This is a genomic window from Helicobacter bilis (assembly GCF_900198365.1).
GTDB classification, from domain to species: Bacteria; Campylobacterota; Campylobacteria; order Campylobacterales; family Helicobacteraceae; genus Helicobacter_A; species Helicobacter_A bilis_B.
In genome coordinates this window covers 1-14260 of the sequence record NZ_FZMS01000083.1, presented here as the reverse complement: position 1 = coordinate 14260, position 14260 = coordinate 1, and the positions used below count along the sequence as shown (strand labels likewise).

Sequence of the window (14260 nt, the reverse complement as noted above, 5' to 3'; positions counted from 1 at the left end):
TTTAGAGTGAGATTTTTTGTGTCTAACATGTTAAATCCTTTTTTGTCATCTTTTTATAAACTTTTACCTTTTTGTATGGTATAATCCCAGCAACTAGGAGTATTCGTGTTCTGATTCCCCGCTTAGAGTTCGGTCTAAGTTGAGTTTTTAGCTCTTGCAGACACACCTGTTTGTCGTAGGTAATGGGGTAGCCCTAGTTTTTTAATCATCTTATCATTTAAGCTTCCATTGATATTCCACGCAGTTACAAATTTTATTTTATTTCTACCTGTCAATACTTCTTCTATTGCGATAAAATGTCCATTGATTTGTTTAGCATAAAAAATATTTCCATTATCTTGCACTATGCGTAAATCGTGATTATTTGGCTTTGTAATGGCAGGATAATATGTTAAGATTTCATCAACATTAATCGCATTTTGCCCTTTTTGTTTTTCAACAATCTCATCACCATGCCTAATCACTACTTAGGGCTATTTCTTCATTAAAAGTCTTTGCTTGTGTAGGCGTAGTGTTTGTATTTGTTTGTAGTGTTGTATTGTTAGCTTGTGATAGTGTATTTTGGTTTGTTTGCATAGATAAGACATTATTGCCCACACTGATAGCATTGCCGATATTTTGTTATGTTTGTTTATTTTGTGAATTCTGTGCGTTTAGATTAGCAGTATTTGCTTTATCTTGCGCTTGTTTTAATAGATTTGTAGTCATCTCTCAGAACGGCGAAACAACTTCCCTGTCATTTCGAGGCGAAGCCAAATCTTTCCATACCAATAAAGATTTTTCGCCTATGGCTCAAAATGACAATACGAAAGAAAAAGATCTAAGAAATGAAATAAATTCTAATTTTACATACACAACGCAAGAGTCAAAAGGAATAAGAGAATTAAGAAATGATTTAAAAGAAGTATTAAGCTCATAAATAAAGAGATAGTTAATAAAGAAACAGGGCTAAAAGGCGTAATAACAGAAACAGAACGCAACAAAATATCAAGCAAAAAGGCAGTGGATAAAAGCGTTGCAAATGGCTTTACCATAGATGAGCATTACAGGGTGGGACAAGACCTAAAAAACCTTTATGAAAATGCTACAAAAAGAGAATCGCATAATGATTACAAAAATAGAGATAATATTATTCAAGTGCATAGGTTTACAAAAGATATAAATGTCAATGGTAAGGAAGCGATAGCAAAAATTACATTATTTGAAAAAAGGAAGGCAATAATAAAATTTATACTTTAGAGTTAGAAAACTTAGAGAATCCTACTTCCTTAAGTTCGCCGCACATGCAAACAGAAGTAGCGGTAAAAGCTCAAGTAACCCGTGATGGTGTGCGTCCAAACGCTAATATTGCTAAAACCGATAGCGACATTATACCGCAAAACATAAAAGATGCTATACAAGATAATCCACAACCTACAGCGTTGCAAACAAAAATCTAAGAAGTGAAGCAACAAATAGCAAATAGTTAAGAAACCAGATAAAGAGTATTGACATCATGTATTGAAGCCAGATGGAGTAATTCAGCTAGAAAAGCAATATTTTGATCAAGCAATCCCTAAAAAATACAATGAAATGATACAAGATTTTCCACACCCTTATGATATGAGCAAAATCCGATAAGCTAAAAACCCACGCAAAAGATATAGATACAATACAAGAAGTTACAACACAGCTTTAAAAAACAACTTTAAAGACAAGTCTTTTAAAAATACAGCTAAACATGCAGAAAATCTATCATTCAACACATTGAGAGGCAAAGCTAATGAAACTGGATTTTAAAGAGCTAGATGTAAATAAGTCCAGTTTTAAGTGGCATTTGGCAAGTTGCAAGCAAAGCTTAAAAAAGGGGGATATACAAGACTTAAGCGAACATATTGCTATAAACTACTCATTGCGTAGAAATAGCTAAAGAAGTTGGAAATCTAGAATCAGAAACGCCATATTTAAACAATGAAATAGAAGGCGTGCAGAAAATTTATTATAAAATGGGGGGGGGGCTTTATCTGGAAATACCATACACAAATGATAGGCAAAAGGTATCACAAAATATATTATGAAAATGGGAACTTGCAAGCAGAATTACCATATTTAAACGATGAAATACACGGAGTTTTAAAATACTACACAGAAGACAAAAAGCTACTTGCCACAATAAACGCACAAAATAATAATTATATAAGCGGCAAATGTCATAATGGCAAAACGCTAACAGGTGAAGAAGTATCTACTCTAAAGACAAGTGAAACTTCAGTTGCTTTCTCTGTCTTTTTGCATGAAATATGTTTGCCTAATCTTTAGATTGTAGCTTGACTTTGAGTTTAGATACTTTCAAATTTTAAGCGATAGAAGTCGTAGCAATATATATAATTAAGTTAAATAAATATAACGCTAGGCAACATGAAAAAGCCACATTCTATGCTTAAATTCCTATAAATACGAAAGCTTATAGATTCTAAAACGACTTGACAACAACAAGATATACAATAATAACCATAAATAAAGTTGGAATCTCATTAAAAATACGGAAAAATCTACCGCTTTTACAACGAGAAACTAAAAGCTTCTTACGATAGAATCCACATAGAAAATGATACACTAAAAGCAATAAAACAAGTGTAAATTTCGCATGTATCCAACCACCACTCTGCATAATGCCGGGCAAGGCTAGTGTAATCAAAGAGCCGCTCACTAAAACAGCGATCATAGCAGGATAACCGATAGCATAATACAGCCTTTTCTCTTGCAGCTCGACTACACTTCTAAACCCAGCATTCTCATACCGCTCTGCATGATACACAAACAAACGCGGCAGATAAAACAGCATAGCCATCCATGTAATAATAGAAACTATGTGAAACACTTTGAGATACAAATAATACTCAGCCAGCGTGTATCTAAAAGATTCTAGTAGCATAACATTCCTTTATAAAACTTAGATTGCAAGATAAATATGTAAAATCTATGTGTGTTAAAATCTTTCTCTAAGTTTCTAAACTTAGATTCTAGTGATTTAAAAATCTAGTTATCCCAAGATTCTGTATTATTTAAAATTCCATTCCACATATAACCATAGATTTTCACATGTTATTACAAAACAAAGTGAAGCTTTTATCGTATAAAGGCAAATATATAATAAATTACACAGCCAAACACTTAGAATCTTTAATGGCATACAAACAAGATTTTATGCAACTTAGGGCATACTACAAAGCTAATCAAGCATGATGATTTCTATCTTATTATTCATTGTATTCAAAGATTCTTTAATCTCATTATTATACGCACCCGCATTTAAGATTACAAGAGCATTGTCTGTACTTGCTAGAATCTGCGGGGAATATACATGAAGTTTTGTGCCATAGAGTCGTTTGTTTTGCTTGTTTGGATTATTATCTAAAATCGCTTCTATTTTAAGTGAATGTAATCCATGATAAAGAAGATATTGTGAAAAAAGATGTGCCCCAAAGAGATACACTTTCTTATTGGTTGATTCTAATCTTGCATTAAGCTTTGCAATCTGTGCGTGATAAAAATCATACATGTTTAAAAATAGAGATTTGTTTTGCTGATACTCATTTGGCAATATGGGTTTATCTGTCAGTGTTTTGTCATATTGTGTCCAGTAAAAAATGCTATGGTCGCCAAAATAATGTTTTTTGTGAATCTTAAATTTATGTGTTGTAAGTAGAAAGTCAATCACTGCTTCAGTGAGTAAAATCGTATGTTCAAAGTTTAGGGTATTTGTCCATTTATTTTCTAGCCATTTTTGCATGTTTGGGACAGAAAAGAGCATCTTGCCCCCCCCCCCGTAGTGTCAATGCAAGTGGCATCAATGCTAGTAGCAGCAATGTCTGCTAGAAAACTATGTGGGTCATAAATATGCTCAAAAGTGTGTGAATGGATGATTGTATCATAATCGCCTTGTTCTAGAATCTCTTTTGTGAAAAAAGATTCTATATACACAATGCGATTATCTTTGGTTGTCGGGTTTGGCTCTATGATATTCCATTCTAGTTTTTCTTCATATTGCAAACAATGCAAGGCTAGTTTAGAATGTCCACCGCCTATTTCTAAGACTTTTTTGGGTTGTGCCTGCATGATGAATTCCCCAAATTCTTTATGATGAGAATCCCAAAGACTTCCAACAGACCCAGCGTCATGTCCGTATTGATATAGCATATCAAGCGGGATTAACCTTTTTAGCTGAATGACACCAGATTTTGATATTGCAAAGGTTTGTGTAGCAATAATATCAGATTCCAAATCATCATGTGGTAAGCAACCACAAAATATAGGATAAGATTCACTATTTAGAATCTCCAAATCGCAATCTTTTGTTATCACGCATTCTTCTCTGTCTATGTAAGGTATCGTATCCATAATATCTCCTATGATAAAATTAAAATGTGTTATTATATCAAAATACAACAAGTAGATTCTTTAGCATCAGAAAACACGCTCAAAGCTTACAAAAACTAAAAACTTTTGATAAAATTGCATTGAACTTTAGCACAGATACAAGGCATGGTTATGAATGAAGCACAACAAAATCAAAACAATATAGCCCTTAATGATTCCTTATTTGAGACTTTTATACAAGAATGCTTACAAGCAAAAATGCAAGATTCACAAAGTAGTAATCCACTCTATCCACTCATTATACAAACACGATATGCACTCACGCAAAGCACTCCCTTGCATTCACAAAATAAAGCTATTATAAATCGCCTTTTACAAGACATTGATAAACCGATGAAAGTAGCAATTATTGGGCAGTTTAGTAGCGGAAAAAGCACTTTTTTAAACGCACTTTTAGGTAAAGAGATACTGCCTAGCGGCATTACGCCTGTTACGGCAAAAGTGTGTGAGATTACTTATGGTGATGAAGTAGGACTTGAGATTCACTACAAAAACAATGCGGTTGTAAATAAGCCTATTAGCTATCTAGGTGAGGTCGATGAGATAGAGAATCTAAAGATTTCATATTATAAATTATTCGTGCCACTTGAGCTTTTAAAAGTGGTTAGCTTCCTTGATACGCCCGGCTTTAACTCACAGAATGAAAGCGACACAGAAACGACAAATACGATTCTAGAATCTGTTGATGGTATCATTTGGCTTACACTCATTGATAATGTCGGCAAAAATAGTGAAAAAGAGATTCTGCAAACCCATGTCAAACGATATGCACACAAAAGCCTATGCGTGCTAAATCAAAAAGATAGATTAAAAAGTGAAGAAGAGATTAATACAAGTATTGAGTATGCAAAAAGGGCGTTTGAGGGCTTTTTTGAAGAAGTGATTGCCATATCGGCAAAACAAGCCCTAGATTCTATAAACTTAGCACAAAAAAATAGTGAAAGTTTCTTTCACACGGGCATTTTGTCGAGCTATAATACAGAATCTAATGGTGAAAATGCGACACATAATCTACATTCTAACAATAAAGAGGCACAAGAACTTTTTAAAGATTCTAATATCGGTGCGGTGTTAGACTTTATCTACAATGCGATCCGTCCAAAAGCCATGCAAGCAAAAGATTATAGAATCTTGCGGGATTTACGCACACTTATTGTGAGAGAAAAATGGAAATTGCATAAAATCAATCTGGCATATAAAGAGCTTTACTCGCTACTTAATGTATTCACGCAAAAGCTACATTTTAATGCCTTGCAAAGCGATTTAGAAAAGAGCTTTCAAAAACTTTTTGGGAATCTTGAGATACAATTTGATTCCATAGCACAAAAAATCTTTAATAGCTTTGAGCTAAAGCCTTTTGAAATCATGCGAGAGACAAAGAACTTTATTGGTATGAAATCTCAAATTACACAAACAAAAGAGGTCAATGTCCTGCCAAAAGAAAGGCTTATGAGTGAGCTATGCAATAATGACAACATGTATGCTAGAGAGATGAGAAAGCTAGGCTTTATGTTAAGTGAATTTGGGAGTGAGTTTAGCACCTTTATTGATACGCAAAAAACGGAGCTTTGTGATAGCTTGGAGCTATGGCGAGAGAATGCCCTGCAGTCTTTAAGCCTTGCTTATTCTAGCGATATGGCGGTAAGTGATGGCATAATCGAGCGACATTTTAGAATCGAAGTGCTAGATAGCGAGATAACAAACGACTATAAAGCTACACTTTCACAATGTGTGCAAAACTTACAAAATGAGTTAGCAAATCTAGCACAATTCTTAAATCTAAACTTTCAAAATACAATTATGCTTTGCTTACAAAAGCTTCACTTTGAAGTAGAAAATGCACTCACAAAACATAAAACAAACCCAGATACCCTGCCACTTTATAACCCAACACTAGAGAATGTGCGAGATTTAATCAATCTAGGCTTACACTATCCACTTTATCAAGAAAAGCTAAGTCTAAATTTCCCCTTATACAAAAAGACATTTTGGCAAATCCAACAAAACCTAACAAAAGTCTATGAAGAAAAATACAAAGTCATACAATCATGGATAGATACAAATAAGCAAAAATACGCAATACTAGAAAAATGTGAGCTAGAGCTAAAAAATCATAACAATAAAAACTAATACTTATAAAACCTAACAAAAAACTACGAAATCTTGTGAAAAACGAGTATAAGATGGTATAACCCACCTTATTCTTTAAAGGAAGATAATGTGAAAGAATGTTCTTAATTTAACCCAAAACTATCAAAGGAAAACCTTTTTTGTAAGAACACATAATCATGTAATATGATTACGCTTGAAAGTATAACAAAAGAAAACTTAAAAATAAATTAAAATAAGAATTATTACTATTTTTTTATTTAAATTAATATTTGATATTACTTATAGAATCTTATTGTTCTGCATATTACAAAGAGTTTGTATTGATAAATAGTCGTTTAGAATATTGTAAATTTTGCATGGATATAAAACATTGAATGCAAGATTCAGAAATCTTAAAAACACAAATTATTTTCGTGCGAGAAAAAGTGTGAAATTCACCCACTTAAATAGAATCTCAACATGTTTAAATCCACAAGACTTAAGCATAGTGCAATTTTCACTCACGCTATAAGGCACAAGCACATTTTCTAGGGCTTCACGCTTTTTATAGATTTCTTTATGTGTGTAGCCTTGCTTTGCCTTATAGTTATAATAACACTCAATCATTTGTGCTTCTAGTTTAGAATCATCGCTAATCACCTTTTCAGCAAACAAAAAGATTCCATTTTCATTCAAACAATTATAAATCTTTTGTATCATGTCTTTTCTTTGCAATGGACGCACAAACTGCATAGTATAAAAGGCAAGGAAAACATGCGTAGGCTTGAAGTCAAATGTAAGAAAATCTGCTTGTAAGAAGTGAATATTAAAGCCCATAGCAGCACTCTTTAGTTGTGCCCTTTCAACCATAGCTAGGGCGTTATCTATGCCATATAAATGCGCCTTAATTTTGCATTCTTCTAGGTTTGTTGCGAGTCTTAATAATAGATTGCCTGTTGAGCTGCCAAGATCATAAATTACTGGGATTTCACTTGATTTTTGTATGGTTTGTAAATACTCTCTTATAAAGAAAATGGCAAGATTCATCACCTCATCATAAAAGGGGATCGATCTCTCTAGCATATCATCAAACACACTTGCTACCATTTCGTTAAATTCAAACTTTGGCATGGGCTGTGTGGAGTCTTGCAAAAAGATTCTATCTTTTTGTGCTATGTTTTCTATGGAATCTAAACCCTTGTGGGTTGTGTGAGATATTTCGCTACGCTCAATATGACAAGTGCTTGTTTTAGAATCTAGATCCCATGTCCTTTGAGTCTTAGTAGAGATTTCACTATATTTTTTAGAATCTTTTTCATTCGTTGCTTGAGATTTGGTGTTTTTAGATTCCATATTTACCTTTTATTTTTTAATAATATGCCTATTGAAACATAAAAAAGAGTAACCTACATTCAATATCACATGCAATTCTTAGCTTTTATACAAAAATGCGATAAGCATTAGCTAAACTTGATACATTTTAAGAAACGACAAGCACATAAGCATAGCAATACTGCCAAATAAAATCGCATCCATTCTATCAAGGATACCACCATGTCCGGGTAGAATAGAACCAGAATCTTTTAAATCCGCTTTTCGTTTTAACGCACTCTCAAAAAGATCGCCAATGATAGAGATAACAACGACAATAGCACTTGCAAGTAAGGACAGATAAAAGCCGCCAAAGATTCCAATACCCGCCACAGAGCCAATCATAATGCTACCTACAAGTCCGCATAAAGCCCCCTCAATAGTCTTTTTTGGAGAAGCCGCACAAAGCTTTGTTTTGCCAAACTGCCTACCACCATAATAGGCAAAAATATCAGCCAAAGCCACAACCGCAATAAGCCAAATAAGATAGCCCACACCATGCTCTGCATATAATACAAAAAGGGCTACAAAAGGCAGCGTAGGATAGATGAAAGGCAGGGCATACTTTGGATTACTCTCACTTGCAACAATGCTTAATGAAGCGATACAAAGCCCAAAAAGTGCCACAATAAGTGCCTCATGGCTATAATAGATTCCAACCCAAATTAAGATAGCAAGCAATAATCCTAATACATGAAAGCTAATTTGATACAGCCTTGTGCTTTCAAAAAATGCGATAAGATATAGCACACCTAAAAGCCCCCATGTAAGCGTTATATCATTGATAAAAAACACAATGGCAAGACAGATAATCATCGCAACACCACTCCAAAAACGCTTGAAATCCTGCATAATAACAGCCTTAAACTTCTTAACCATAACGACACTCCATATTGATAACTTGGTGTTATAATTCTACTAGAAAAAACATATATTAGGACAAAAAAATGAGAAATAATTACGACATAATTGTAGTTGGCGGCGGACATGCTGGTGTAGAAGCGAGTCATATTTGTGCGAAAATGGGCTTACAAACTCTACTCATTACTCATTTAATCGATAATATCGCCCTTGCAAGTTGCAATCCAGCAATAGGCGGCTTAGGTAAAGGACATCTCACAAAAGAAGTAGATAGCCTTGGTGGGCTTATGGGGGCAATCACTGATATTAGCGGACTTCAATATAGAATCTTAAATGCCTCAAAAGGTCCGGCAGTGCGTGGCACAAGAGCACAAATTGATATGGATTTATATCGCAAACATGCAAGAGATATTTTGCTGAATACAAAAAATTTACATGTAACACAAGGCAATGTCATAGAGATTCTATCTCAAACGAAAGAAGAAAAGACAGAAGCCATAGGTGTGAAACTTAGCATACAAAAAGAGTTTTTTGCTAAAAAGATAATCATTACAGCAGGCACTTTTCTTAAAGGTTTAATCCATATTGGTGAAAATAAAAGTGAAAATGGTCGTGCTGGTGAGATAAGTAGCAATGAATTAAGCGAGAGTTTAAAAAAACTAAATATTCCGCTTTCAAGGTTAAAAACAGGCACTTGTCCCCGCATACTTGGGTCTAGTATCAATCATACAACACTTGAGAAACATTATGGAGACGCGCATTATGATGAGTTGCATAATCTTAGCGATTTACAAACAGCAAGTCTTTTAACCGATGAATATCAAAGCATAAATAAGCACAATACAGAATCTAGTCAAAAGGTAACACACGATAGCACACAAACTAAACAAGATTCACTCTTTAGAAACGCATTAGAGCATACAAGCTTACAAGAATGGAGTAAGTTTCAGCATTTCGTGCAAAAAAATCTTAGCTTTCAGGCAAATGAAGATTCTAACACGATCTTACAACAAGAATTTACACAAGATTCACAAGAGAGTAGCAATAAAACAGATAGTTTTGAGTTTAAACAGCTTTTTATCACAAGCCATACTGAAGCACCATATTTTAGCCTTTTAACGCATGATTATTTGCTTTATAATCGTGAGAATATCATCTCAAAATATCTTAAAAGGCGTATGAAGCATGGCTATTTCCGCCCAAAAGAGTTGCCTTGCTTTGTTACATATACAAATGAGAAAACACATAAAATTATAGAAGAGAACTTCTATCGTGCTCCACTTTTTACAGGGCAGATACAAGGCGTTGGACCACGTTATTGCCCTAGCATTGAAGATAAGATTAATCGCTTTAGAGATAAGTTGCGTCATCAGCTTTTCTTAGAGCCACAGACTTATAGTGCTGGGGAATATTATGTAAATGGACTTTCAACGAGTTTGCCCTATGAAGTGCAAGAGCAAGTTATCCATTCAATTGAAGGCTTAGAAAATGCTATTATTACTCGTTATGGCTATGCTATCGAGTATGATTATAGTCAGCCTACAAATCTTTTTCACACTTTAGAATCTAGGATTGTAAAAAGCCTATATCTAGCAGGACAGATTAATGGCACAACAGGCTATGAAGAGGCGGCGGCACAGGGGATTCTAGCAGGGATTAATGCAGCCCTAAGTTTGCTTTATACACAAGGAAAAAGCAAGAGAGAATCTTTAGTGCTATCAAGGGAAGAAAGCTATATCGGCGTTATGGTTGATGACCTAGTTACAAAAGGGACAAATGAGCCTTATAGAGTCTTTACAAGCAGGGCGGAATATCGCTTGCTTTTGCGTGAAGATAATGCGTGTTTTCGTATGCTGCCTTATTCGCGTGAGCTAGGTTTGCTTGATGAAGAGATATTAAATCAGCTTGAAGTCGATTTAGAAAATATAGAAAAGCATTTGCCAATACTTAGTGAATCTTATACGCCAAATAAGCAAAACCTTGAGCGATTAACCCGCATAGGTGAAGAAGGATTCCAAAATAAATGCCATTTTGGTTTAATACTCGGTAGAGACAGCATGAAACCTACAAAAATGCGTAAGCTAGACCCGCGATTTAGTGGCTTATCCGCTAGAGCGTTAAAGCAACTCCAAATCCATGCGAAATATCAAAACTATATTGAAAAGCAAAGTGAGCAAATAAAACGAAGTGAAAGAAATCTTCATGTAGAGATTCCGCTAGATTTTAGCTATGAAGGGATTTCAGGCTTAAGCCTTGAAGTGATAGAGAAACTAACTCTAGCAAAGCCAAAGACATTAAAGGAAGCAAAGCTAATCAGCGGTATCACACCCGCAAGCCTTGAGGTGCTAGAACTTCACATTGCTTTGTATCATAAACGACAAAAAGAGAAATAGTGGGGAAGTGTGTTTGTGATATTTTCACATAATTCTCTTTTTGGTTGTTTTGTAAAACATCTTTTAAAACAAAAACTTCCAAATCATAACACCAAACCTTAAAACCTATATCCCCCTTGGATATAGAATTGTCGTCCTACTTCATAAACAGGCACGGCGGTAGTCCCAGCAGTAGTAGAGAAACTAGCACTTGCGATAGCAATATTTTTTGAATCTAACACATTTAAAATATCGAGATTCACATAGGCTATATTACCTTTTCCCATGTTAAACTCCACACCTAAACGCATATCCCAAGTAAATGCACCCGGTATCATAAAGGCTTTAAAAGTATCTACTTTTGTTAAAACTCCATCGATTACAAAGCTATCTTTATCCGTTTCTTTAGCACTTGCCATTGTATTATATCCCGCACGATAGCGGAAAAAATTATTCCATAAACACTTATAGCGTGAGAAAGCATAAGTATGTGTAAGATTCAGTCGCAAAGTATAAGGACGCACAAAGTTTTCTGCAGGTCTATCGGCATAACGCACGAGTTTGCCATCATAGCTTATCCATTGATTTGCTAATTCCCCATTGGTTAAAATGTCTGTATAGTCCGTATAATTACGATAAACTCCAGTCCAATCAAATGCAAATAAATATTGATGCTTTATGCCAAATGTATCAATTATTCGATTATTTTGTAAGCTTATACTCACCACATCTGTTTCGCTTCGTCCATCATTTGTATATACATATCGCAAATCCTTTGTGAGACCTGCCACATTACTACTACAATTGCGTGTGCTTATATTGCCTTGTGGGTCTTTACAAGCCCTTCTTATCTCATCTCGTCCAAATCTATGGATATATTTCGCACTCAAATTAAACATATAGATTTGCTGTGAGATTCCAGCCATAAGCTCATCAGCATAAGGGACTTTTAGCTGTGAAAAGTTTGTATCATTTTTATTTTGCGTTTTTTTTGCATCATTCCAACTTTGTGTATAGCTACTACGCTCAAGGGTATATTCTAAGCTTGATCGTCCATCCATTAGGACATAGGTGAAAAGATTTCTTCCATAATAGCGATTTGCTCCAAAATTAAATGTTGTTGCAAAATCTTTTAAGTCGTGATTCCATGGGGCGATATAGGCTAGACTTAGTCGTGGGGCTATCGGAGCTTTATTCATATAAGTATCATAATCAAGCCTTATACCAAAACGCACAAGCAAATCACCATAAGATTTAAAATCAAACTTCATAGAATCTTCCACAAACATTGCTGTATTGACATTGGAAAGATTAATATTTCCAGCTTTATAGAGTGTAGCCTTATACATATATTGTCCTTTGTTATTTGTCCATGTATTTTTTTGATTTGTTGAAATCTTATTTATATCCACAACACCATTAGAACACCAAAAAGTTTCATTACATATTTCATTGTCTTTTAATGGTTTTGTAAAAGCAGAACCGCTAAATAGCGTATCTTCTGCTCTCTCATACAATGCATAAGTATAGCCTAAATCCATACCGACATTAAAGACATTCTCCCAAAAGCTTAGACTAAGCGGCTCAAACTGCTGTGTAACTCTTAAGTCAAGCTTTGTCTGTGAAGTCTTAACATTACCATAACCGCCCTCGCTTTGATTGCCATTTGGATTCCAATTTTTATCACTGCTATATCTCCAGCCTCTCATGTGCTGCTCACTGCCACTGCGAGAGTTTTCCATATAGTTAAAGCTACTTTGTGCGTTTAATACGCCTAATTCATTTTGATAAGTTGTCTTTACTCCTAATTGATGTCCGCCACTTTGCAAGTAAAAGTCAGAATCTCTCGTATTTACAATAAAATATTCATTATATTGCGGTGCATACGCATAGCTACTCTCTATTTGTATATTTTCTCCAATGTCATAATAGCCTTTGATAAAAAAGTTGTAGCTTTGTCGCTTTTGCGTTTTTATCGAGCTATCTGTGGTCGTGCCATTTTGACTTGATGTATAAGCATTCAATGGGATAAAACTTTGCATAGTTGTAAAACTTGCAATCACTCCAGCATTATCGTTAAACTTAGATTCTATACTTGAGCGGATTGCATGTTTTATGAAATTAGGCTGCGCGCTTGCTGAAGTTGAGTTAAGAAAATTTTCATAACTTTGCGAGTTACTCTCATAAATATGATAATTTGTAAGTGAAAATTTATCGTTAGCGGCATTTCCCTGTGAGATTTGATAGCTGACATTTGCACCAAATTTCTTTATAGGTTTTTTTGTATTTGCCTCCACAACACCGCCTGTAAAGCCACCATAAGCAGCCGAGATATTAGAATCTTGCACTTGAATAGATTCTAAAAGACTTGTATCAATGTTTAAACCTTGACTTCTACCCGGAAGCGCATTAGCTGCAACTGGATTGCTACCTTGTGAGCCTGCAGGATCTAAGTCGTTATTCATATTAAAGCCATCTAGCTGAAAGTTATTTTGATAGAAAAGTCCGCCACTAATGCTGATATTTGCAGGGTCAATCTCACCGGGTGTGGTAGATTTTAGTTGTGCGTTATCAAATTGCACATTAGGAAGTATTTTTAATATCGAGGTTATATCACCATTGCCACTAGGATTAGAATCTAGAACGCTTTTATTAATCCTTGAGCCACTTTGATAAGTTTTTAATCTGCTATTAGTCGTAACAACCGCATTGAGCCTATGTGTAACTTCTTGTGTATTATTTGAGTTTTTATCTTGTGGTATTGTCTCGCCACTCTCTTTTGCATGTGTGAGATACATTAAAGCTAAAACTATGATATAACACTTATTTATAGAATCTTTCATAATAATCCCTTTATTGTTAATTCAAAAAAGGAATTATTCCTATTATTATATTAATGTATACTTAAAATTATGCAAATTGTTATTATTTTAAGCATGATAAGACAACTGCATAGCATGTTGAAGCGCAATAAAAAAAAAGAAGTTCTAAGTGTTATAATTTTGGAGAGAACCTATGTGAAAGTGCGACATACAATGACAAGTATCTAAACTTCCAAAAAAACACAAACAGCACTGCTCACCCCCCCCCCCCCTCTAAGCAACAAAGTTTCTTGCAGACTATAGGTTATATCGAAACGACAAATA

At 34.6% G+C, this 14260-nt stretch carries 13 protein-coding genes; 6 read left to right on the top strand and 7 right to left on the bottom strand.

Annotated features, from left to right (window positions below; genetic code table 11):
* Positions 1 to 134 precede the first annotated feature (134 nt).
* Positions 135 to 464 (bottom strand): PBECR3 domain-containing polyvalent protein, encoded by a 330-nt coding sequence (locus tag C6H08_RS09825; RefSeq protein WP_034564182.1) that lies wholly within the window; start codon positions 462 to 464, stop codon positions 135 to 137.
* 442 nt (positions 465 to 906) lie between these two features.
* Here C6H08_RS09825 and C6H08_RS09820 point away from each other — a divergent pair, with 442 nt between their 5' ends.
* The 4 genes from C6H08_RS09820 to C6H08_RS09815 all read left to right on the top strand — a co-directional run bounded on the left by C6H08_RS09820 (position 907) and on the right by C6H08_RS09815 (position 2298).
* On the top strand, positions 907 to 1239 hold the full coding sequence (locus C6H08_RS09820) for an LPD3 domain-containing protein (protein WP_158656863.1): 333 nt from the start codon (positions 907 to 909) through the stop codon (positions 1237 to 1239).
* 44 nt (positions 1240 to 1283) lie between these two features.
* Complete coding sequence (locus C6H08_RS11385) at positions 1284 to 1439, top strand: hypothetical protein (protein ID WP_158656862.1); 156 nt, start codon at positions 1284 to 1286, stop codon at positions 1437 to 1439.
* Positions 1440 to 1762: 323 nt separating this feature from the next.
* Positions 1763 to 1909 (top strand): hypothetical protein, encoded by a 147-nt coding sequence (locus C6H08_RS11380; RefSeq protein WP_158656861.1) that lies wholly within the window; start codon positions 1763 to 1765, stop codon positions 1907 to 1909.
* A 113-nt stretch (positions 1910 to 2022) separates the two neighbouring features.
* Complete coding sequence (locus C6H08_RS09815; protein ID WP_052092874.1) at positions 2023 to 2298, top strand: toxin-antitoxin system YwqK family antitoxin; 276 nt, start codon at positions 2023 to 2025, stop codon at positions 2296 to 2298.
* A gap of 154 nt (positions 2299 to 2452) precedes the next feature.
* Here the strand turns inward: C6H08_RS09815 and hemJ are convergent, their stop codons facing one another.
* From hemJ to C6H08_RS12090, 3 genes are all read right to left on the bottom strand, one after another.
* Complete coding sequence (gene hemJ, locus C6H08_RS09810; protein WP_052092872.1) at positions 2453 to 2914, bottom strand: protoporphyrinogen oxidase HemJ; 462 nt, start codon at positions 2912 to 2914, stop codon at positions 2453 to 2455.
* Positions 2915 to 3211: 297 nt separating this feature from the next.
* Complete coding sequence (locus C6H08_RS12095; protein WP_233708558.1) at positions 3212 to 3793, bottom strand: ubiquitin family protein; 582 nt, start codon at positions 3791 to 3793, stop codon at positions 3212 to 3214.
* A complete protein-coding gene (locus C6H08_RS12090; protein ID WP_080732218.1) occupies positions 3757 to 4380 on the bottom strand; it encodes a class I SAM-dependent methyltransferase in 624 nt (207 codons plus the stop codon). Before C6H08_RS12090 ends, C6H08_RS12095 begins: the two co-directional genes overlap by 37 nt.
* 150 nt (positions 4381 to 4530) lie before the next feature.
* On the opposite strand from C6H08_RS12090, the gene C6H08_RS09800 reads away from it, so the two are divergent.
* Positions 4531 to 6549 carry a dynamin family protein gene (locus tag C6H08_RS09800; protein ID WP_034579072.1) on the top strand — a complete coding sequence of 673 codons (2019 nt, stop codon included), beginning with the start codon at positions 4531 to 4533 and terminating at the stop codon, positions 6547 to 6549.
* Between the two features lie 387 nt (positions 6550 to 6936).
* Here the strand turns inward: C6H08_RS09800 and cmoA are convergent, their stop codons facing one another.
* Both cmoA and C6H08_RS09790 read right to left on the bottom strand, forming a co-directional pair.
* Entirely contained in the window at positions 6937 to 7863 is a 927-nt protein-coding gene (gene cmoA / locus C6H08_RS09795; RefSeq protein WP_080732171.1) for a carboxy-S-adenosyl-L-methionine synthase CmoA, read from the bottom strand.
* 111 nt (positions 7864 to 7974) lie between these two features.
* The gene (locus C6H08_RS09790; protein ID WP_034579070.1) at positions 7975 to 8760 is read right to left on the bottom strand and encodes a phosphatidate cytidylyltransferase; all 786 of its coding nucleotides are present in this window, start codon (positions 8758 to 8760) and stop codon (positions 7975 to 7977) included.
* A gap of 68 nt (positions 8761 to 8828) precedes the next feature.
* Between C6H08_RS09790 and C6H08_RS12640 the strand changes: the two genes are divergently transcribed.
* The gene (locus C6H08_RS12640) at positions 8829 to 11135 is read left to right on the top strand and encodes a tRNA uridine-5-carboxymethylaminomethyl modification enzyme MnmG/GidA (RefSeq protein ID WP_034579068.1); all 2307 of its coding nucleotides are present in this window, start codon (positions 8829 to 8831) and stop codon (positions 11133 to 11135) included.
* A gap of 98 nt (positions 11136 to 11233) precedes the next feature.
* On the opposite strand, the gene C6H08_RS09780 is transcribed toward C6H08_RS12640, so the two are convergent.
* Positions 11234 to 13957 carry a TonB-dependent receptor gene (locus C6H08_RS09780; RefSeq protein WP_034579067.1) on the bottom strand — a complete coding sequence of 908 codons (2724 nt, stop codon included), beginning with the start codon at positions 13955 to 13957 and terminating at the stop codon, positions 11234 to 11236.
* Positions 13958 to 14260 lie beyond the last annotated feature (303 nt).